Annotated in this window: 20 protein-coding genes; 18 read left to right on the top strand and 2 right to left on the bottom strand. The window is 37.0% G+C overall.

The window, feature by feature from the left end; genetic code table 11:
• The first annotated feature begins 109 nt into the window (after positions 1-109).
• From NST02_RS14220 to NST02_RS14190, 7 genes are all read left to right on the top strand, one after another.
• Positions 110-991, top strand: coding sequence for a GNAT family N-acetyltransferase (locus tag NST02_RS14220; RefSeq protein ID WP_340949172.1), 882 nt, complete (start codon positions 110-112; stop codon positions 989-991).
• 222 nt (positions 992-1,213) lie between these two features.
• Positions 1,214-1,345 carry a hypothetical protein gene (locus NST02_RS14215; protein WP_340949171.1) on the top strand — a complete coding sequence of 44 codons (132 nt, stop codon included), beginning with the start codon at positions 1,214-1,216 and terminating at the stop codon, positions 1,343-1,345.
• A gap of 36 nt (positions 1,346-1,381) precedes the next feature.
• Positions 1,382-2,122 carry a GNAT family N-acetyltransferase gene (locus tag NST02_RS14210; protein ID WP_340949170.1) on the top strand — a complete coding sequence of 247 codons (741 nt, stop codon included), beginning with the start codon at positions 1,382-1,384 and terminating at the stop codon, positions 2,120-2,122.
• 65 nt (positions 2,123-2,187) lie between these two features.
• On the top strand, positions 2,188-2,556 hold the full coding sequence (locus NST02_RS14205; protein WP_095308593.1) for a YkvA family protein: 369 nt from the start codon (positions 2,188-2,190) through the stop codon (positions 2,554-2,556).
• Positions 2,557-2,763: 207 nt separating this feature from the next.
• Positions 2,764-3,705 (top strand): MBL fold metallo-hydrolase, encoded by a 942-nt coding sequence (locus NST02_RS14200; RefSeq protein ID WP_340949169.1) that lies wholly within the window; start codon positions 2,764-2,766, stop codon positions 3,703-3,705.
• 93 nt (positions 3,706-3,798) lie between these two features.
• Positions 3,799-5,160 (top strand): 3' terminal RNA ribose 2'-O-methyltransferase Hen1, encoded by a 1,362-nt coding sequence (locus NST02_RS14195; RefSeq protein WP_340949168.1) that lies wholly within the window; start codon positions 3,799-3,801, stop codon positions 5,158-5,160.
• Between the two features lie 2 nt (positions 5,161-5,162).
• Complete coding sequence (locus tag NST02_RS14190; protein ID WP_137744178.1) at positions 5,163-7,757, top strand: polynucleotide kinase-phosphatase; 2,595 nt, start codon at positions 5,163-5,165, stop codon at positions 7,755-7,757.
• Between the two features lie 234 nt (positions 7,758-7,991).
• Here the strand turns inward: NST02_RS14190 and NST02_RS14185 are convergent, their stop codons facing one another.
• Positions 7,992-8,303 carry a phage holin family protein gene (locus NST02_RS14185; protein WP_095308607.1) on the bottom strand — a complete coding sequence of 104 codons (312 nt, stop codon included), beginning with the start codon at positions 8,301-8,303 and terminating at the stop codon, positions 7,992-7,994.
• 919 nt (positions 8,304-9,222) lie between these two features.
• Here NST02_RS14185 and NST02_RS14180 point away from each other — a divergent pair.
• The 8 genes from NST02_RS14180 to NST02_RS14145 all read left to right on the top strand — a co-directional run bounded on the left by NST02_RS14180 (position 9,223) and on the right by NST02_RS14145 (position 16,436).
• Positions 9,223-9,441, top strand: a complete 219-nt coding sequence (locus NST02_RS14180) for a DUF1659 domain-containing protein (RefSeq protein WP_095308609.1) — start codon at positions 9,223-9,225, stop codon at positions 9,439-9,441.
• 56 nt (positions 9,442-9,497) lie between these two features.
• Positions 9,498-9,713 (top strand): DUF2922 domain-containing protein, encoded by a 216-nt coding sequence (locus NST02_RS14175; RefSeq protein WP_095308611.1) that lies wholly within the window; start codon positions 9,498-9,500, stop codon positions 9,711-9,713.
• A gap of 215 nt (positions 9,714-9,928) precedes the next feature.
• Complete coding sequence (locus NST02_RS14170; protein ID WP_095308613.1) at positions 9,929-10,066, top strand: YvrJ family protein; 138 nt, start codon at positions 9,929-9,931, stop codon at positions 10,064-10,066.
• Between the two features lie 392 nt (positions 10,067-10,458).
• Positions 10,459-10,659 carry a cold-shock protein gene (locus NST02_RS14165; protein ID WP_095308615.1) on the top strand — a complete coding sequence of 67 codons (201 nt, stop codon included), beginning with the start codon at positions 10,459-10,461 and terminating at the stop codon, positions 10,657-10,659.
• A 132-nt stretch (positions 10,660-10,791) separates the two neighbouring features.
• Positions 10,792-11,937 carry an exonuclease SbcCD subunit D gene (locus tag NST02_RS14160; protein WP_137744212.1) on the top strand — a complete coding sequence of 382 codons (1,146 nt, stop codon included), beginning with the start codon at positions 10,792-10,794 and terminating at the stop codon, positions 11,935-11,937.
• Positions 11,934-15,071 carry an AAA family ATPase gene (locus NST02_RS14155; RefSeq protein WP_137744179.1) on the top strand — a complete coding sequence of 1,046 codons (3,138 nt, stop codon included), beginning with the start codon at positions 11,934-11,936 and terminating at the stop codon, positions 15,069-15,071. Before NST02_RS14160 ends, NST02_RS14155 begins: the two co-directional genes overlap by 4 nt.
• A 139-nt stretch (positions 15,072-15,210) precedes the next feature.
• Positions 15,211-15,930 carry a YwaF family protein gene (locus tag NST02_RS14150; protein WP_340949167.1) on the top strand — a complete coding sequence of 240 codons (720 nt, stop codon included), beginning with the start codon at positions 15,211-15,213 and terminating at the stop codon, positions 15,928-15,930.
• Positions 15,927-16,436 (top strand): topology modulation protein, encoded by a 510-nt coding sequence (locus NST02_RS14145; RefSeq protein WP_095308623.1) that lies wholly within the window; start codon positions 15,927-15,929, stop codon positions 16,434-16,436. The genes NST02_RS14150 and NST02_RS14145 overlap by 4 nt, the downstream gene beginning before the upstream one ends.
• A gap of 92 nt (positions 16,437-16,528) precedes the next feature.
• On the opposite strand, the gene NST02_RS14140 is transcribed toward NST02_RS14145, so the two are convergent.
• Entirely contained in the window at positions 16,529-16,849 is a 321-nt protein-coding gene (locus NST02_RS14140; RefSeq protein WP_095308625.1) for a DUF3889 domain-containing protein, read from the bottom strand.
• A gap of 162 nt (positions 16,850-17,011) precedes the next feature.
• On the opposite strand from NST02_RS14140, the gene selB reads away from it, so the two are divergent.
• The 3 genes from selB to NST02_RS14125 all read left to right on the top strand — a co-directional run bounded on the left by selB (position 17,012) and on the right by NST02_RS14125 (position 21,892).
• Entirely contained in the window at positions 17,012-18,889 is a 1,878-nt protein-coding gene (gene selB, locus NST02_RS14135; protein WP_095308627.1) for a selenocysteine-specific translation elongation factor, read from the top strand.
• Positions 18,890-19,074: 185 nt separating this feature from the next.
• Positions 19,075-20,220 carry an acyl-CoA dehydrogenase family protein gene (locus NST02_RS14130; RefSeq protein WP_137744183.1) on the top strand — a complete coding sequence of 382 codons (1,146 nt, stop codon included), beginning with the start codon at positions 19,075-19,077 and terminating at the stop codon, positions 20,218-20,220.
• Positions 20,221-20,338: 118 nt separating this feature from the next.
• The gene (locus NST02_RS14125; protein ID WP_340949165.1) at positions 20,339-21,892 is read left to right on the top strand and encodes a fatty acid--CoA ligase; all 1,554 of its coding nucleotides are present in this window, start codon (positions 20,339-20,341) and stop codon (positions 21,890-21,892) included.
• The last annotated feature ends 211 nt before the right edge of the window (positions 21,893-22,103 follow it).

The raw sequence follows: 22,103 nt of genomic DNA, 5'->3' as shown, positions 1-22,103 counted from the left end.
CACCATTTGGTGTTATGTCAATCTTATTATTTTGATATATAGAAAAGTTTAGTCAGAGGCCTTCAAGCGATATGATAAAATAAATGAAGACGTAATGGAGGAGATATTTATGATCGAGATTAGAAGAATGAAAGAGATTGATGAAGCTTCCGCTTTTATTAGTAAAATGAATCTTCAACCGACTCAGCATGTCGGTTATTGTGGCATAGATAGTGAGGAAATCAAGCATGTACTTTCGACTGATTTTTCCGATCTTGCATTTGCTGATTCTGTCATCGGTGCATTTCAGAATCAGCAATTAGTTGGGGTACTTGGATTAGATATTGATAAGGAATCAAAAGAAGCGGAAGTGTGGGGTCCTTTTATTGCCCATTTAGAGTGGCATAAAGTGGCGGAACAAATGTGGAAAAAACTTATTGAAGAGCTCCCTTTTTCGTTGGAGACGGTTTATGGATTTTACAATGTGCACAATGTAAATGGAAATCAGTTTATGGAAAGTCTCGGGGCAGTAAAAAGTGGTGAGCACTCGATTTTGCAAATTTCAGCAAGTCATTTACCGTTAAAAACAGCTTCTCCAGTAACGATTCGTGAAATGGAGAAAAAAGATTTTCAACATATCCGTTACCTGCATAAGGAGTCCTTTCCAAATGCTTACTTTAGTGCTGATGAGATGATTAAAATGCATGGGGAAACACAAAAAATATTAGTGGCAGAGCTGGAGCAGCATTTTTGTGGCTACATTTTTTGTGAAGCAGATCCGAAATTTGCTGAAGGGGATATTCATTTTATTTCTGTTTCTCCCGCTTTTAGAAATCGGGGAATTGGAAGAGAGCTAATCATCGCTGGCCTGGACTTTCTTTTTTCATTTCAAGAGATTGAGGTGATTACTTTAACAGTCGAGTCAGACAATAATGCTGCGTTAAGTGTTTACCGTCATGCGGGGTTTGTAGAGCAACATCGATTGTATGCGTACAATGGTAAATTATTATAAAGATTGTTTTATTGAGCAATTACAGCAAGAAAGAGAGAGACTACTCAAAAGAAAGAAAAGAATCATGCAGGTGCCATTTTTAATCATGCATTTTACAAGCTGTTATTGGCTTCCATGCTGGCGGTTATTTATCTAGGATCTACCATTTTATTTTTGCTCTTTGTTTTCATTTTGGGTAGAGCCTGTGCGCCCACATAATAAAGAAAAAGGGGGTTGATGTGAATGAATTTTGCTGAGGTAGCATTTCAACTTTCTGGATTTTTATTCATAGCAACGATATGCGTCATTATGTTCATCGGCGCACGCATTATTAGAAAAAAGGTGCCATTATTTAGAAAGAACCGCTCGTTTTGAGTAAATTAATTGATAAAAGTGAGGGGGCTCAGCGGGGTGTTTAGTGATATTTTTTATAGAGGGGAAATGGTATTTGAAAATCAGTTAATAAGGCATTATCATACTGCTGAAATGCTATTATTATATGATGGAAACTTCATACAGTTTAAGAGAGTGCCGACGTTGGCAGAATTAGTAGAATCGGTGCAATATTTAAGAGATTTTCACCAACAAAACGGGCAAGAGCATGTTAAGCTTTTATTTCCAGAGAACGAAAAGATACCCGACGAGCTTTGGCAGTATTTAAAAAATACTGGTTTTAATATTGGTTCTCAAGAATTTTATTATATTTTACCGAGTGATTTTGCTAAAGTGGATAAAAATCAAACGATTACTGTTGACAAAGTAACAGATCAAAACTTGTGTCAGTTTCTCAAACTCGCATATGAAATTGACTCAGAGATTAGTCTGGATTTTGCGAGACAAAAAAGAGATATACATGTGCAAAACTTCGGCTCTCAAAAATTTATGCAGTTGATGGCCTACTATGATGGCAATCCAGCTGGTATGGTCGACGCTATTATTGGGCATGAAACGGTTGAAATAGACGGCCTTGTTATCTTACCTTCCTATCGCCGTAGAGGAGTAGCAAGCCAACTTCAACAATTTATCATGGAGGAGTTTGCCGACAAACGAATTATTTTAGTAGCAGACGGAGAGGATAGCGTTAAGGAAATGTACAAAAACCAAAATTATCGATACGGTGGATTTAAGTTTGAGGCGTTAAAAGTTTATTAGTTATCCATGTAAATTTGCCGAAGATAAGATATAATATAAGGCAGTTGAAAGAAGGTGTTATCGAGATGGAAGGAATGGAAAAGCACTACTCAGAGCAAAAGTTTTGGAGCAAATTAAAGCGATTTGCGTTAAAGGCAGGGCATTCGGTCGTGTATACAGCACTGTTGCTCTATTACACACTTCAGAAGCCTGAGCTGCCTAAAAAAGCGCGCATAACCATTTTAGCAGCGCTTGGATACTTCATTCTTCCGATTGATTTAATCCCAGACTTTATGGCAGGTGTAGGCTTTACCGATGACTTAGGTGCGCTTGGTGTTGCTTTATTTCAAGTTGCTGTTCATATTGATGATGAAGTAAAAGGGAAAGCTAAAGAAAAGCTCGTTCACTGGTTTGGTACAAATGTTGATACTTCAGAAGTTGATAAAAAAATATAAATCGGCAGCACATGTGTACAGTACTTGAGTGAAAAGTACAGTTCACATTATGTGTTGCTTTCTTTATTTAATTTTGAATATATCAAGAAAGATAGACTTTTATTTTTAACTAGCTAGGCAAAATTTAAGTTATTGTATAAGTTTCTGAAAATTGCTATCATTTTATTTGTATAAAATTCAACCTGAGATTGATTGAGGAGGAAGAGCATGCTTTCTGAGTTTGGAATTGAACAAATAACCATCCCTTTACCTTTCCGACTAAATCATGTCAATTGTTTTATCGCCGATGGCAGTAATGGAAAAACGGTTTTGGACACAGGGTTACATTCGGAGGTAACAAAAAATATATGGGCTCCGATCGTTGCCAAAAATGACATTAAAAATATTGTTATTACCCATTACCATCCCGATCATTTTGGTTATGCTGGCAGTTTGCAAAAGTTAACAGGTGCAGATGTGTGGATGACAAAAACAGATGCTGAAGTTGGTTTAACTTATTGGGAAAGCTCATCATTAAAGAGGAAGCGTCAAGACTATTTTACATGCGGTCTTCCACGAGAATTAATGGATCAGCTCATGACCGATGAAGAAAGTTTCACTGCGCGGGTTGAGCCATATCCTGTTGTCCAGCATGAAGTTGTCGAAGGAATGAAAATCATGTTTGGGAAGCTAGAGTTTGAAGTCATGTTCACACCTGGACATTCTGATGGATTATTTGTTTTATATAATAAGGAGAATAGTATTCTTTTCTCAACCGATCATATTCTTCCGAAAGTATCACCAAATATTTCTTACAGATTTAGAGGGAATCCCAATCCATTGCAATCATTCATTACCTCTTTGGAGAAGATTAAAAAATTAAATGCACAATATGTGTTCCCGTCGCACTTTAAGCTTTTTAAAAATGCTAATAGCCGCATTGATGAGTTGATTGATCATCATGAAGAACGGTTGGAGTTTACATATCATATCGTTAAGCAGCCAGCAACAGTGTATGAAGTGACCATCTCATTATTTCAACATTTAAATCTTCATCAAATGAGATTTGCTATAGGTGAGGCTCTGGCCCATTTAGAATATTTGGTTGCTAATAATCAATGTCGGAAATATCTTTCTGATGACGGTACATGGCATTATGAGGCAGTTTAATTACGGTGTCAAAAAGTCAATTTTTATGATCTTTGGACTCACAGGAAGTCAAATTACAAATTATGCGTAAAAAAGATAGTAGGTGTTCATACGGTGCAATTAACAATTAGAGCGTCAGGACAGGATGTTCAGGTGCTTTCGTACTTATTGGCAAAAAATCCAAACCATCTTTATGAAAGACAAGTAAATAACCATTTCGTACGGATGTTTTTTAGTAAGTTTTCAAAAGAGGAAGTGGAAGTGACCTTTTTTGTCACACCGGATCCAATCGAACTTTCAAGGAATAATTCTGAAAGATACGAGATAACTTCATATATTAATGATCGTGAATTTGTTGTTAGTAGCATCTTTTGTACATTTTTAAGATCTGCTCTTGCAACAGCATTGAATGGAAAGCCACATGAAGAATATGAGCATTGGGTAAATCATCGATTTAATCTACAATTTAGCTTTGGTCCACTTTCTTCTCAATTATCTGATAATGATATTATCGAATTATTTGCTCCAATGGGGTATAAAACGACCATTTCTGCTGGAGAAATCGACTATCATATGAATTTCAAAACTAAAAGCTCTGCCAGATATATTACGGTTGAAGGTTTAACAACGCTGCAAATGGGGCTCCGGCAGTTATTTGTGTTGATTCCTGTTTTAGATAATTATAAGCATTATTACATTGATGATAAAGAAATAGAAAAGTTAGAAAGATATGGAGAAGGTTGGCTTGATGCACATCCGCAAAGAGAGTTTATATTACGCCAAGCATTACGATTTAAAGATCTGTACAGCTTAGTGGAAAAGCAAACTGAGAAAGGTTCAAATAATCAAGACAATAATGATGAAATAAGAACTATGAGATTAAATGATCTGAGATACGAGAAAATTATTGATAGTATTCGACAAATTCCCTTTAAAGATAGTATTGTAGACTTTGGTTCTGGTGAAGGGAAATTATCTGTTCAACTAGGATTTATAGAAGGGGTTAAAGAAATTTTAGCAGTGGAACCGTCAGAATCTGCTTCCATAAAAGCTTTAAAACGTTATGAGAAAATGGCACGGAAAGAAAATTTTTTAATGCCAGAACAAATCATAGGTTCTCTTTTTTATTTTGATGAAAGATTAAAAAATAAAGATATTGTAATCCTTTGTGAGGTAATCGAACATATCGACAAGCACCGACTCCCGAAAATCATGAAAACCATTTTAAATGATTACAAGCCTAAGGTAGTCATGATTACGACGCCAAATCAAGAATATAATAAAGTGTATAAAATGAATGAAGAGTATCGACACCCGGATCATCGCTTTGAGTGGACGAGAGACGAATTTCGTGAATGGTGTGAAATCCAAAATGGAAAAAATGATTACGAATTAACTTTTGATGGGATAGGTGAGGAGCACGAACTTTACGGCACCCCTACACAAATGTGTTTGTTTATGAGAAAGGAGCAGTAAACATGGAAATTGTGCTACCTTATGCAGGAATTATCCTACTTATTGGCCCTTCAAATAGCGGGAAATCTACTTTTTTAAAACATTTAATAAACAGAGGTAAGATTCTTCCATCTGAGATAGCAAGTTCTGATAATTTTAGAATATTAGTAGGTGATGTTCAATTTATTGATTGGAAACAACGGTCTCATGATGAAGCCAATAGTCTTTATGATCAATATCAACAAGTTTCTGCAGAAGCTTTTACGCTAATGGATGAGTTAATTGAAACTAGATGTAGATTAAACAAACTAACTATTGTCGATGCAACCCATCTTAATCCTGAAGACCGCAAAAGATATATTGCGATCGCTGAGAAAAATCATGTGCCGATTATGGCTCTAGTCATGGATGTCGATCTGAATATTTTGCTTGAAAGAGATAATAGCCGTGAACATCCAAGAGGTAGCAGGAGAATAAAACAGCAATATCAAATATTTAAAAGCGGGAGACGTTTCATAAAGAAAGAAGGATATTTCGCTCATTATTTTATCTCCAATACGGATGAAGTAGAAGTAACTAGGAGAAGGGGTAATCCGCTTTATTTAGCAGCCGACAATGGAATAGATATAATCGGGGATATACATGGCTGTTATGATGAGCTAATTCTTCTACTGGAAAAGCTAGGTTATGTAAAAAATCCGGAAGGTTTTTACATTCACCCAACAGGAAGAAAGTTTCTGTCACTTGGAGACATTATGAGCAAAGGACCCAAATCTTTGCAAACTTTGGAGTTTTTCTTACGTCATTCAAAAGAAAAACTTGCTTATATGATAGATAGCAATCACGGGTGGAAAATTGCCCGTTGGTTAGATGGGAGAAACGTAACGTTAACTCACGGGGATGAAAATGTAGAGAAAGAGCTGAAGAAGTATGCAGAAGTAATGGGTAAAGATAAAGCTGATGACTTCAAAGTGGAATTAAAGCATTTCCTTCTTAAAGCCCCATCCCATTATGTTTTAACGAAGAACAGTATCCCAACAGTTGTGTGTACCCATGCTGGGATTAAAGATGAATTTATTGGCAAACAGTCTTATAAAATTAGTGATTTTTGCCGTTATGGAGATGTGGACGGATTAGACGAAAATGGCAGACCAAAACGGAAGGATTGGACAATTCATCATCATAATAGCACGTTGATCGTTTGGGGACATGATCCTAAGCTAAAACCGTTAATGATCAACAATACGATTAATATTGATCAAGGAGTCGTTTTTGGAGGTCAGTTAACAGCTTTTCGTTATCCAGAAAAGGAAGTTATTTCTGTTCAAGCAAAAGAAGTATATTCCCATGAAAAAAATAATCCTTTAATAGAAGAAAAGAAAAAAAGACTAGATCCTCCGAATATAGGGAATTTTCTAAATGGGTATACCGTTTTAACCGAAGCTTTAGGTCAAATACAAATACCTAAGGAGCATATTGTTCCATCAATTGACACCGTATCGCATTTTACTATCCCGATTGAAGAGATGGTCTATATTCCACCTACGATGAGTCCTGCGCCAACTCCTTCCACATTAGAGGACTACCTAGAACATCCGAGAGAAGTAATAGACTACTATCGAAGCATGGGAATTGAACGTATGGTCGCTGAGAAGAAACATATGGGCAGCAGGGGGATTTTATTTTTATTCAAGGATAAGGAAACAGCTCTTCAATATATTGGTCGCAAAACGTTAGGAATTATATATACGCGGACAGGCAGGAGATTTTTTAATGAAGAGATGGAGTTAAAAGTAGTATCGAAACTAAATAATAGTTTAGTCAAAAGTGATTATTTTGCAAAAAATAATACCGATTTTCTTCTTTTAGATGCTGAAATTATGCCGTGGAATTTAAAAGCGAAAGAACTGATTGTTAGTCAGTATGCCCATGTCTCGGAACAGGCAATATTAGATCGAAGTCTATTAAAGGAGAGGCTTGAAAATGCAGTAGAGAATAATAAAGAACTAAAGTCATGGCTCAAAGAATATGAAGAGAAACTATCAAATGCCCATGTCTTCAAGGAAGTTTTCCAGAAATACTGCTGGGAAATTAACGAGATTCATCAAATTCAAATTGCTCCTTTCCATTTACTAGCCCATAGTCATGAAACATTCTTTAATAAACCGCATACTTGGCATATGGAAAAGAACAAGCAACTTACATTAGTAGATAATCTTTTTGTTGAAACGGAATATATGATTATAGACGATCCAAAGAGTGAAGAAGCGGTAATCAAATGGTGGGAATTGATCACCGATGATGGACATGAAGGAATCGTTATTAAACCAGAAACATTTATGTCTAAATCGAAGGGAAGGCTTGTGCAGCCTGCTATAAAAGTAAGGGGGAGGAAGTATCTTAATATTATTTATGGAATGGATTATTTACGGGCAGAGAATTTAAAAAGGCTAAAGAAACGAAATACAGGAAAGAAGCAAAAGCTTGCTTTAAAAGAATTCGCCTTAGGGTTAGAAGGAGTCGAAAGATTCGTCAAAGGAGAATCGATTTCAAGAGTGCATGAATGTGTCCTCGGTGTTCTAGCGATGGAATCGGATCCTGTTGATCCAAGATTGTAACAGAGTGATGGAATAACTAAGTGAGCGTTGAAAAATATGGAGCAGAGCAAAAAGAGCAGGAGTATTTCTGCTCTTTTTGTACAATCTCGGTCTTTTCATTTTAATAATATTGTTTTACATAAGAGGCTTCTAAAGTTTTAAGAGAGTTTGTATTTTTAATTTGGAAAGGAGAGTAAAAAAATCTTGTTGAGGAGAATTTTGACATGAGTAAGTTAGAAAGTATTTTATCATTTCTTATGTTTCTTCGATTTTCTCCGTCTTTTTTTCCTCAACAGTAATGATCTTTCTCTTTCCATTTCTTCCCCCTAAAGTTTGTTTAAACATTTGATGCCCAAGAACGGCTACTCCAGCTGCAATGATGCCATTCAGAATTGCGTCTGCGGAAAAGCCAAAAGCAAATGTTCCAATCGTAATTGATAAACCTAAGAGAATCCAGATAATTGTCCAATTTGCAATCTTTGGAGTTTGCTTTAAGGCGTAACCAATTACCCACAGTGCAGGGACAAGAATATAATAGTTTTTGTTTAAGAAATCTAGTAAATCCATAAATAAACCTCCTTTTTTCTGAGTCTATTTTTAATCTTTTTCGTTTATGGTACGGTGGTAGATTTATTTTAATTAGAAGTCTAGTTTAAAGAAATCGACCCAGCTAATAGATGGTACGTACAATATTATATGCCGGACTTATCTTAATGCTTGTTCATTTGCAATAGAGAAGTAGTGTGACAAACGTTATTTAATTATAATATTCAGAATATATTGATGTATTGTATGCGCTTTCATCACGCTCATTTTAATTCTTGTCATTTGGAGCATAGAAAGAAGCAATCACATTTTTCGGAAAAATGCCCCACCTTAAAATTGAAGAATATGTAAGTAAAATAGAGACTGGATAGCGATAGTGTTTATCTTTTTTATGAAAGTAGCATGAATTTTTTTGAGCAATACATGATGTAACAACAATGGTCGTCAACAAACGAATCCCAAGTGAAGAAGATGGTGAATTTATAACAAGAAAAAAGAAAATGAGTATACATATCGTTTAAAAATTGAAAAGTTATTTCCAAAAAAAGAAAAGTTGTGATTCCAGTGTTCGATTCTGATATTTCGACAATAGACGACTTAACAAAGATTACAAAGTTCTTAAATAGGAGCTGAATAAAAGCGAAATGAAGTAGCTGAGTAGTACCTTATCTTGCAGGAGTGCTTCGAAATTTTAAAACTGCTAAATTCAAGTCTTGGTAAATTTTTGTTAGAAAGGAAATAAATCGCTTGAAGCAAAAGGTTACTTGGATCTTGAAAGATTAGTCCATTTAAGGGGATTGTTGTCAGCCTCCAGAAAACAAATATCCCGAGCGGACTCACGGTGGCTATTTCATCTAGCACTCCATCATAATGGAGCTTTTTTCTCCCTGCCCTTTTTTTACTCTTCACTATATATAAAGGGTGGAGGGAGGTGAAAAAGATGGCAGAAGCGATAATTCTAGATTCAAAGCTACGAATATTGTTTGAGATAGGTTTGAATGAAAAAGGAGAACCGCTCTACAAGGCGAAGACTTATAGCAATATTGATAAAAATGCAACGGCTGACCAGCTATTCGAAACTGCGCAAGCGTTGGGACAGTTATCAGTCTATCCGGTTCTGGGTGTAGAGCGTACGGATAATTTTGAAATTGTAGGTTAGCGTGTAAAGCTTTTGTTTTTTGTAGGATATGCAGTTTTAGATGAGGAGGTGAAAATATGGCGAAAACATTGGAGTTACAGTTTCTTACAGAATTTGGACAAAGTCAAAATCTGACCGTAGATGCGCCGAAAGGACCGATTGATGAGGCTGAGGTGAAAGCAGCAATGGAAGCTATTATCGCTTCAAATGCTTTCCGTAGTTCAAAAGGAAGATTGGCGAATATAAAAGGTGCCCGTGTGATTGAGCGAAATGTTACGGAATATGAGATTTAATTTTTGCGGAGGAGCCGGGAGAAGAACAATCTGGCTCCTTTTGAAATCTTAGTATTGAACCAGTAGTAGATCAGATCCAAATGCCTTAGTGTTATTTTGAAATAAAAAAAGAACAACAGCACAACGTATATTTTCGGGAAAATGAGAAAACTACAACGAGCCAGAAAAACTAGAGCATTTAAAAGCTGCCTATATAAGGAGAGGAGGAGAGAGAGGTGGAGCAATTCATTCCATTCATAAGCGAGGTAGGGTTTCCAATTATCGTTACCCTTTACTTACTTTATCGAATCGAGGCAAAGCTGGATGTAGTTGTGCAATCTATTCTAAGCCTCCCTGAGCAATTAAAAGAATAGGCAAATTTGAATTCATGTTCAAATGAAGAATCTAATCTGAGAAAACTAAGATAGAATAATAATTTTTCGGGATGTTTTGTCATGTTTCGACACGTTTAAACATTGATATATAAGGGTTTGTCGGATTTATCCACATTGACAGAATTAACTGAAAATGTTATATTAAAAACAGCCGTTAGCACGTGTTTGTTTTTTCAAGACACTTGTTCCAAAATGTTTCGAATGATTTCACAATCTAAAGGTACTAGAATAATGTAGTTTGATAATCCATTATTCATAGATGAAAGCCTTTACGAAATGGACTCGAGTAATGTAAGAAGATGCAATACGTTGTAAATGGTGAATTTTACACATGGCACTTATCCTGTGCCGATTTAGGAGGATTTTTTTTCATGAAAAACGGTAAAGTAAAATGGTTTAATGCAGAAAAAGGGTTTGGATTCATCGAATCTGAAGATGGAAATGATGTATTTGTACATTACTCTGCTATTCAGGCTGAAGGATTCAAAACATTAGAAGAAGGCCAAGAAGTATCTTTTGAGGTTGTTGAAGGTGCTCGTGGGCCGCAAGCGGCTAATGTGGTAAAACTTTAATTTAATTGTAAATGTTGAACGGCTCAACCTCGTGGTTGGGCTGTTTTTAGGTTATCCGGAATCCTGTAATTGTAAAGTTTCATCACTCTCTAAAACTGGTATAATGATGAAAGATAAGATGGGGTGAGAATGATGAAATTTATTCATACTGCCGATTGGCACTTAGGGAAGCTTGTTCATGGTTTATACATGACAGAGGATCAACGAATAGTCCTCAACCAATTCGTTAAACTAGTAGAGGAAGAGAAACCGGATGCTGTTGTGATAGCCGGTGATTTATATGACCGCTCAGTTCCACCGATCGATGCAGTTGAACTCCTTGATGAGATCCTTTTTAAAATCAATGTGGAACTAAACACACCAATCATTGCGATTGCTGGTAATCATGATAGTGCTGAAAGATTATCATTTGGAAGCTCGTGGTATCGAAACAGCCACTTTTATTTAACTGGTAAGCTCCAAAAAGCATTTCAACCAATTCATTTAAAAGGGGTTAATTTTTATTTAGTTCCTTATGCCGAACCAGGGATGGTCAGACATCTGCTTGATGATGATACCATCCATTCCCATCAGGATGCCATGAAAGCGATGATCGGCACAATAGAAAAATCATTAAATGTAAACGAACCGAACGTTTTTGTCGGACATGCTTTTGTTTTAGGCGGAAGCACGTCTGAATCTGAACGAACTCTTTCTGTAGGTGGTTCTGGTTGCGTTGGTCAAGAATTATTTTCCCCGTTTTCATATACTGCTTTAGGGCATCTCCATAGTCCGGATGCTATAAAACATGATAAAATCTTTTATTCTGGATCACTATTAAAATATTCTTTCTCGGAAGCGAAGCAAAAAAAATCCGTTCAAATAGTTGAAATGAATGAGAATGGCACATTCCAGATCCGCTATCATTCTCTTGCTCCGAAACAGGATATGCGTGAGCTTGAAGGTTATTTAGAAGAACTTTTAGATCCGAGCTTTTACGAAAGACAGAAGCGAGAAGATTATTTGAAAATAACATTACATGATGAAGGGGCCTTGCTTGATCCGATAAACAAACTCCGCCAAGTCTATCCAAATGTTCTTCATTTGGAGCGTAAAATGGCATTAGCCGATTTGAAAAAGAGTGAACAGACGACGGTGCAAAGAGAGGAAAAAAAGTCCGAGATTGAGCTATTTGCACAATTCTATCAAGAGATGACAACAGCCGATTTCACACCAGAAAAACAGCAAGTGATGGCTGAAATGATTGACAAAGCGCTGAGCGAGGAGGGCGTAAAATGAGACCGATTACGTTAACGATGCAAGCCTTTGGTCCTTATGCAGGGAGAGAAACAATTGATTTTAGTGAACTAGGAAATCGAACGATGTTTGTGATTTCCGGAAAAACAGGTTCTGGGAAAACGACGATTTTTGACGGTATCAGCTATGCCATATATGGAAAAGCAAGTGGCGAGGATCGCAACGGCTCAGAATTAAGAAGTCAATTCGCTCGTGATGATTTACATACAGAGGTCGCCTTGAAGTTTAGTTTACGGGGGAAGCAATACTTCGTTAAACGTTCTCCACAACAGGAAAAGAAAAAGGAACGTGGGGATGGCTATAGAACCGTTGGCGCAAGTGCTGAATTATATATATTTGATCAATATGGAGAACAACAGCTTGTCGCAGCGAACGTGAGAGATGTGGATGAAAAAATAAAAGAGATTATGCTGATTGACAGTAATCAATTCAGGCAAATTTTAATGATTCCACAAGGCGAATTTCGCAAGCTACTAACATCAGATAGCAAAGAAAAGGAAGTGATTCTTCAGCGCCTGTTCCATACGGAAATGTATAAACGAATTGAGGAAAAACTGAAGCAAGAAGCAATCGAATTAAAGAGAAACGTTGAAAATCAACAAGAAGAACGAGCACTTTTAATTCGTAAAATTTCGGCCATTTATAACGAAGAACTTAAGCGTTATTTAGAAGCAGGCAGTGATCAGGATGTTCTTATATTTCCGTTACTTGAAACAGAAATTGAAAAAATGGCTGAGCAGTTAGAAAAAATAAAAAATGAAGTAAAGGAGAAAGAAAAGGATAAAGAACTATTTGCTCAAAAATTATATGAAGCAGAAAATATCGTTAAGCAAATGGAGACAAGGGAGCAATTAGCTGTCAGAAAAAAAGCCCTTGAAATCAATAAAGAGATGTTCGTACGAAAGGAAAAAGAAATTGTACAGGCAAATAAAGCTGCACTTTTAGCAAAACAGGATGAATTATGCCATCGCCTAAAAAAGGAACGGGATGCGCTCATTGAAAATGTAAAGCTTCGAGCGAAAAATTTAGAAGATTTGCATGCACTTTTACAAAAACACGAAGAAATTTGGAAGAATGAATTAGCAAAAGAAGATGAAAGAAAAAAAGTCCAAGAGGAGATTCACTCTCTTCAACAGATGAAAGATGAAGTGACTTCTTTTGCGCTATTACAAAAAGAAGTCATGCAAATGCAGCAAAATAGAGCAAAACGATTGGAACAGCAGCAGCAGCTAGAGGAAACCTTTTGCTTGACGGAAAAGGCATTAGGTAAGCTGCTAAAGGAAAAGAATTCAATCGAGAAAATTGATGTTCAAATTCTTGAAAATAGGCGAAATTTTGATAAGCTTGAGCAGGAATTAGCATTGGCAGCAAAGTATGGACAGCAAGTACAAAAAAATAAAGAAAACGCCATAAGTTTAGAGAAAAGTCACAAAATGCTCGCTCAGGCACAAGCGCGCCTCGATGACGCGAAGGCATTGGTTCACGACCTTGAAAACAAGTGGCTCCATGGTCAAGCGGCTGCTTTAGCGAATCAACTTCATACGGGAGAAGCGTGCCCTGTATGCGGCTCAACAGAGCATCCGCAGCCAGCTTCTCAACATGCCGAGTTCGTTCCTGATGAGAATGATCTGAAAGCCGCTAAAGAACAGGTCGCTGTTTTAGAACAAGAGAGGTTACAACTAGAATCAGCCTTTCTTGAAAAGCAATCCAGAATGAAAACAGGTTCAGAATTACTTCAGGAAATTTCTCAAGATTTAATAAAGCTGCGAGCGGACTTTACAGAAGACAAACTAGAATCGTACAACCATGATTTATTAGATAGAAAGCGTATTTTACAGAAAGAATATCAGCAGTTGATTGAATTGGAAAAGAAATACAAACAAGTTTCAGCAGAAGTAGCAAAATTGGAGGAGAAAAAGAATCTTCTTGAACAGCAAATTTCTGATGTTAAAGGACAAGTTAATGATGCTGCAATAAGATTTACGGAAAAAAATACACAATTAAATGGATTAATGTCAAGAATTCCTGTGGAGCTTCGATCAACGGAGGCTTTTGAGAGGAAATGGCTGAAGGCTGTGCGTACACAAGAAAGTCTCCTTCAGCAATTTGAAGCAACACAGAGACATTTTCAAGAGACAAAAGAGAAATACTTTTCAGCGCAAAGTGCTTTTGAGACAGTGCAGAAACATGCGAAAGAAAAAGAAACAGAATTGAATGTAGAAAGAGCAGCGTTTATAAAGCAATTAAAAGAGCAAGATTTTAAAGACTACAAGCAATTTGAATATGCTAAGCGTTCAACTGAGGAAATTGCCCTGCTTGAAAAGGAAATTCGTCATTATTATGAAGAGCTTCGTTCCGTTTCAGATCGTTATCAGGAATTAGTAGAAACGCTGCGTGGTATAGACAAACCTAATTTACAAGAATTACAGCAAAAAGTTCATGAAGTTCAGGAAATAATAGCAGAATTAAATACCCAATATACGAATCTTTTTATTAAAAAGAACGAAAATGAACAAATTCGCGCTTTAATTGTGCGGATTAATGATGAGATGAAGGAATTAGAAAAGCGATACAAATTGGTAGGAGAACTGTATGATATTACCCGCGGACAAAATGCTGCGAAGATTACGTTTGAACGGTATGTATTAGCTGCTTTTCTTGATGACATTTTACGAGAGGCGAATAGCCGTTTATTAAAAATGACAAGTGGACGTTATCAAATGCTGCGAAAAAAAGAACGAGCGAAAGGGAATGTCCAAAGTGGTTTGGAATTACTTGTTTTTGATCAATACACAGGGCAAGAAAGACATGTTAAAACGCTATCCGGTGGAGAAAGCTTTAAGGCTGCTCTCTCACTGGCATTAGGGCTTGCAGATGTCGTTCAGAATTACGCGGGAGGCGTATCGCTAGAAACAATGTTTATTGATGAAGGATTCGGAACTTTAGATCCAGAGTCGCTCGATCAGGCCATTGAAGCGCTCATTGATATTCAAAGCAGTGGAAGGCTTGTTGGAATCATTTCTCATGTGCCAGAGCTCCGCGAGCGCATAGATGCAAGACTTGAGGTTACAGGGACGCAAACGGGCAGTACAACAAATTTTTATTTTTTAAATTAGAAATAAAACACTGACTACACTATTGATCGATGGTGTAGTTTTTTTCATCATACCGGGAAATATGTCAAAAGGCACTTTGATTGATATATGTCATTATCGCAATGATCAAGTATAATACAAGTATTGGTTTTTTTGTGGGGTGAGAGATTTGCAACATTTTTTTGGACATGATTATGGGCTTTTCCCCTTTCAAATATTTTCTTTATCCCATTTTATTATGCTATTTTTCTTTTTTTTCGGTTCTATACTGATTGTAATGTTGCAAACGACACTAAAAAAATATGAAAAAGTTATTAAGACAATATTGTTCGTTTGCCTTTTTCTTTTTGAAACTCTTTATCATGTTTGGCTCTTTGTCGGGGGACAATGGAGTATTGCTTTTGCGTTGCCGTTTCATCTTTGTTCGATTAGTTTGCTCCTTTGTTTAATCCTTTTATTATCCAATTCTAAACTCGTTTTTCAGTTTGTTTACTTTCTCGGCTTCGCTGGAGCTATGCAAGCGATGGTTACACCTGAATTATTTGTTGGCTTTCCCCATTTTCGCTTTTTTCAATTTTTCACCACTCATATGCTTATTATTTGGGTAGGGTTATTTTTTGTATTTGTTAAAGGGTATGTGGTGACAAAAAGAGGCCTGTGGCAATCGTTTGCCTTTTTAAACGCTGCTGCTGTAATTGCTTTTCTTGCTAATATTGCAACTGGAGGAAATTATATGTTTTTGGCGCACAAGCCAGAGAACCCCTCCTTAATTGATTTTTTAGGACCGTATCCTCTATATATTCTTGTGTTAGAATGTATTGCACTTGTATTATTTTTTGTATTATATTTGCCATGGAGGAAGAGAGGAGAGAGAAAATGAAGAAAATTATTGTAATGGGAGTTTCAGCTGGGGCAGGAAAATCAACCCTCGCCAAAAAAATGGGTTCCATCTTAAACATTCCTGTTTATCATTTAGATACTTTATATTGGAGGCCAGGGTGGGTTGAAGCTAGTCCAGACGAATTTTGCACGGCTCAAGAAGAAATTGTGCAGCAATCTGAATGGATAATAGAAGGAAACTACAGCAGTACTTTTGAAGTGCGATTCCCTCATGCGGATGCGATCGTTTACATAGAAAAACCGCTTTTAGTGTGCCTTTATCGGGTTGTTAAAAGAAGAATTCAAAATCATCGAAAAACTCGCAGTGATATGGCTCCTGGCTGTGAGGAAAAACTTGACTGGGCCTTTATCAAGTTTATTTTAACGACTTATGCCAATAGAAAAAAGATTATGGCTGAGCACTGTGAAAAATTTAAGAAAACAAAAAAAGTGTTTATTCTCCGAAATGAGCGAGATATTGAGTCTTTTTTAGAGGAATTGGATTAAAGCAAAAAAGCAAATGGAAAGCCGATTTGCTTTTTTGCAGGGAATGAAATTCCAATTTGACTGTTAAAGTGAAATATTATTTACAGTGGTAGTTACTTTTTTACTTCTTTGAATGAAATTGCAATCACACGCTCTGTTTCTTTATCAAATTTTATATTGACTAAAAGTCCGAATTCTTTGTCATTCTCTTTTAGCCACAGCTTAAACTTTTCGACTGTTGTATTTGTACCTTGAACACGACCGATATGTTTATAATCTTTTATTTCTGCATTTGGATATTTTTCCTTCGTTTTGCTTAATGCTAGCTGCCCCCATTTTTCAAATTTTTCTTCAGCTTCGACAATGGAAGAATCGATTGCAATAAAGGCAAAGCCGGCGGTTAAAAGAATCAAGCTTATCAGTATTTTTTTCATTTATTTGTTGCTCTCCTTTTTTTCTATTAGTTTTTCATGTTTTTTCAACTCTATTCATATAGAAGAGAAAAATTCGAACTTAAAACTGTGATCTTCTTCCTTGAAAGTAGATTTAATTCAAGCTACAGTTAATGAAGATACAATAAAGGAAGGGAACGCGGGATGAAAAGATATTTTACGATTGGAATGGCCGGGCATATCGACCATGGAAAGACAACGTTAACAAAGGCCTTAACAAACGTTGATACAGATCGCTTAAAAGAAGAAAAGGAGCGGCAAATCTCGATTGAATTAGGATTTGCTCCATTGTATGAAGATAATGAAATACAAATCTCAGTCGTTGATGTACCAGGACACGAACGGTTTATTCGTCAGATGATTGCTGGAGTGGCCGGGATTGATTTAGTCGTTCTTGTCGTCGCAGCTGACGAAGGGGTCATGCCGCAAACCCGAGAACATTTAGACATTCTCGGTTTTTTAGGGATTCGAAATGGACTGGTTGTCATTTCCAAAATTGACCGGGTGGAGAAAGAATTTATAGAACTTGTGAAAGAAGATATTAAAGAAGAGTTAAAAGAAACAGTTTTTGAGCAAGTGCCAATGCTCTTGGTTGATAGCATTGCAAATTACGGAATTGACGAACTGAAAGCGATGATTATCAATATGTTAAAAGAACAGGAAATGCGTGATATTAAAGGGGCATTTCGCTTACCTATTGATCAAGTATTCACTGTTAAAGGCCAAGGTACCGTTGTAAGAGGAACCGTTTACGAGGGAAGGATTGAGGAAGGGCAGAGCCTGATGATTATGCCGAAGGGTCTTGAAGGAAAGGCACGGCAAATCCAGGTTCATCATCGACCGGCAAGAGAAGCCTTTGCAGGCCAGCGGGCAGCAATTAATTTATCGGGCATCTCAAAAGAGGAAGTTGAGCGTGGAGATGTGGTTGTCTCTTCTGAACATTTTAATGTAACAAGAACGATTGATGTCGCCATTCAAGTGGTAGAGGATTTAGATTATATGGTTAAACAGCGGATGCCGATTAAATGTCATATTGGAACAGCGGAAGTGATGGGACGCATCGTTTTCTTCGATCGCAATGAATTGAAAGCTGAAAACGGTGAAATTCTTTGTCAAATTCGATTAGATGAGGAGATTGTGGCGAAGCGAGGCGACCGTTTTATTTTAAGAAGACCTAGTCCTCAGGAAACAATTGGAGGCGGTTGGGTCATCGATCCACAAGGACAGAAATATCGTTTTGGAGAGCGGACTATTGCAGCATTAGAACAAAAGAAAGTCGGGACACCAGGGGAAAGAATGGTCACTGCATTAATGGAAGCAAAAAGTTTAACAATGGTCGAATTAATGGCGCATACATCGCTTGATGAAGATATTGTCAAAGAAGAATTGCAAAGCGAAGATTTCATTTTATATAACGGAAAAGAGTACACGTTAAAAGCATTAGTTGATTTGAACGAAGAGGAGTTATATAACCGACTAAGAGACTTTCATACCAGTTATCCAATGAAGCAAGGGTTAAATAAAGGAGAATTAATTCAACATATAACAAAGCAATATCCGAAAGGGTTATTGGATTTTGTGATAGAGGAAGCAATTAAATTAGGAATATTTAAGCGAAAAGAGCAATTTATATCATTAAAAGAATTTGTGCCACATGTTCCGAATAATTGGAGTGTACGTGTTGAAAATATGATGGCAAAGTTGAAATCTGATCGGATGAAGGTTCGCTACTTTTCAGACTATTTGAAAGAAGCAGGAATTCCGGACAATGTAGCAATTGATTTGCGAAAATTTTTAGAAGATACAAGTCAAATCGTTTCTTTAGATGGTCAGTTTTATTGGCATGGGGAAATCTTCAGAGAAGCAGTGGCAAAATTAAAGAAAAATACCGGAATAGAATTTGAGGTTGGTGAGGCAAAAGATATTCTCGGTTTATCGCGAAAATATATGATTCCATTTCTAGAGACTTTAGATCGTATGGGATTCACCGTAAGACAGGAAAATAAAAGAGTTTGGAAGTGAGGGATGTAACATAACTTACTTTCAAACAATGAGAAAGATGAATTTGAGTCATCCTATTCACCTTTCTCCACTTTTAAAGAGAATTAATTTATTCAATTTTCGTAATAATGATACTATTTAAAAAACAATGAAAATACTTTAATATGAAAGTGAGCGTTTTCCAAACCATTAAAAAGGAGGAGCGTATGCAATATTTATTTTTACAAGAAGAACATGAGATATTTCGTAAAGCATTAAGAAAATTTCTAGAAAAAGAGGCATATCCATTTTATGGAGAATGGGAGGAAGCACGGGAAATTCCAAGAGAATTTTGGCGGAAGATGGGTTCTCAAGGCTATCTTTGTCCAGATGTGGAGGAGAAATATGGCGGTAGCGGAGTGGATTGGGGATTCTCGGTAATCATCAATGAAGAGCTTGAAAAGGTCGGTTCAGGATTAGTCGGTATCGGACTTCATAGTGATATTGTCATTCCTTATATCACTTCATATGGGACAGAAGAGCAGAAACAGCGTTGGCTTCCGAAATGTGTGACAGGTGAGATGATAACTGCAATTGCGATGACCGAGCCAGGGACTGGTTCAGATCTAGCGAGCATTGAAGCGACTGCGAAACTCGATGGAGATGTTTATGTATTGAATGGACAAAAAACATTTATCACGAACGGAATTCATGCCGATTTAATTATCGTTGCCTGTAAAACAGACGTCAATACGAGCCCAAAGCATAAAGGTATTAGTCTTTTAGTGGTAGAGAGAGGAACACCGGGATTTTCCCGTGGTAGAAAGTTAAACAAAGTCGGAATGCATTGTCAGGATACAGCAGAATTAATATTTGAAGATTGCTTAGTGCCGAAAGAAAATCTTCTAGGAGAGGAAGGGAAAGGCTTTTTATATTTAATGGAAAAGCTACAGCAGGAAAGATTAGTAGTAGCGATTGCTGCACAAGCTGCTGCGGAAAAAATGCTTGAGAGCACATTGTCCTATATCAAAAGCCGTGAAGCATTTGGTAAACCGATTAGTAAATTTCAAAACACTCAATTTAAAGTTGCAGAGATGGCGACAGACATTGAAATGGGCAGAGCCTTTCTCAATCAGCTTATTTACGAGCATATGCAGGGAGAAGATGTTGTTACGAAGGTATCGATGGCGAAGTGGAGGCTTACTGAGAATGCAAGAAAAATAGCGACTGAATGTATGCAGCTTCATGGCGGTTACGGTTATATGGAAGAATATGAGATTGCAAGACGTTATCGCGATATTCCTGTGGCAAGTATTTATGCTGGTACGAATGAAATTATGAAAACGATTATCGCAAAAAATATGGGATTATAACTTTTGAGATTTTTTTGCATTAGCATATGCCGTCCATTATTAAAACTACAATCGAGTATATCCGAATTAACGAAGGAAAAAGAGGCATTTATAAAATGTTTGATTGGGAGGTAGGAAGATGACAACGATTGGACGTATATTTGATTTAACCGTTGCTAAGTACCCTAACAAAGAAGCACTTTATGATGTAAGAAAGGATATTCGATTAACCTATTTAGAATGGAGCGAGGAAGTAAACAAACTTGCAAATGCTCTCCTTCATGAAGGAGTAAGAAAAGGGGACAGAGTGTCTACTTATTTGTTTAATACGGAGGAATTAGCGACTACCTTTTTTGCTTGTGCAAAAATTGGTGCTGTCTTCAATCCGATTAATTTTCGCTTAACGCCTGAAGAATTAGCTTATATTATTCATGATGCACAGCCAAAAGTTGTTCTCTTTGAAAAAATGCTCTCCTCCGGAATTGAACCGATTCATCACCGTTTTGAAAAGACAAGATTTTGGTTTATAGATGAAGATACCCCATCTTATGCTGCCAATTACAGAGATAAACTTGTCTCGGCACCTTATTATGAAAAAGACGAACATATTGATGAGAATGATATGTACGCCATTATGTATACAAGTGGTACGACTGGAAGACCAAAGGGGGTCATACATAAACACCGTGATATGGTCGAGCAAAGCTTAATTGTGATTTCGTCAACCAAGGTTATATCAGATGATGTTGGACTTGTAACAGCACCAATGTTCCATTGTGCAGAACTACATTGTGCATTGCTACCGAGAGTTCATGTTGGTGGGAAAAACGTAATTCTTCATCATTTTACACCAAAAGAGGTGCTTCGAGTAATTGAACAAGAGAAAATTACGAAGTTTTTTGCCGCACCAACGATGTGGAACATGCTTCTGCAAGAAAACTTAAGCGAGTATAATCTTTCCAGCTTAAAAATGGGGTTGTATGGGGCTGCCCCAATGGCTCCAAGTTTAGTGTTTGCTTGTCAAGAAAAACTGGGCATTCAACTTATTCAAGCGTATGGAATGACGGAAATGGGTCCCGCGATCACGTTTTTATCTGAAACCGATCAAATTAGAAAAGCTGGTTCGGCAGGTCAGGTATGTTTGAATCACGAAATTCGAATTGTGAGGCCAAATGAAGATGGACCATCTGAACCAGATGATATTGTACCAGCCGGAGAAACAGGAGAAATTATCGTGAAAGGGCCATGTATGATGGACGGTTATTTTAATCGAGATGAGGCGACAGAAAAGGCATTATACAAAGGCTGGTACCATTCAGGCGACATCGGCTATCTTGACGAGGAAGGCTATCTATACGTAAAGGATCGGGTAGACGACATGATTATTTCAGGAGGTGAAAATATTTACCCGCGTGAGGTAGAGGATTGCTTGTATGGGCATGATGGGGTACTTGATGTCGCGGTCATTGGGCAACCAGATGACAGATGGGGCGAATCAGTTACTGCTTTCGTCGTAAAAAAAGATTCCTCAATAACGGAGGAAGAGCTGGATGAATACTGTAAAAACAGTGAATTACTCGCAAATTATAAACGGCCACGAAAATATATTTTCTGTGAGGCGCTGCCACGAAATGCGAGTGGGAAAATTCAAAAATTTGTTTTACGTAAACAACTCGAAGATCTGTTTGCTTAAGAACAAAAGCGTGAGGCACCATCACGATAATTATAGTGTAATGGCTTCTAACAGAGGATAAATCAGCCGTGAAAACGAAAACGGGAAAACAATTGTTTGACTTAACGGAAGTAAGCAGGATTTGGAGAATTTCGCCGTTTAAAAGAACAAGGAGCTTACGGCGATCTAAGCATGGAAAAACCGTTTGGATATGGGTCCAAACGGTTTTTAA

The organism is Robertmurraya sp. FSL W8-0741 (assembly GCF_038004005.1).
GTDB classification, from domain to species: Bacteria; Bacillota; Bacilli; order Bacillales; family Cytobacillaceae; genus Robertmurraya; species Robertmurraya siralis.
This window is presented reverse-complemented; position numbering and strand designations above follow the sequence as displayed.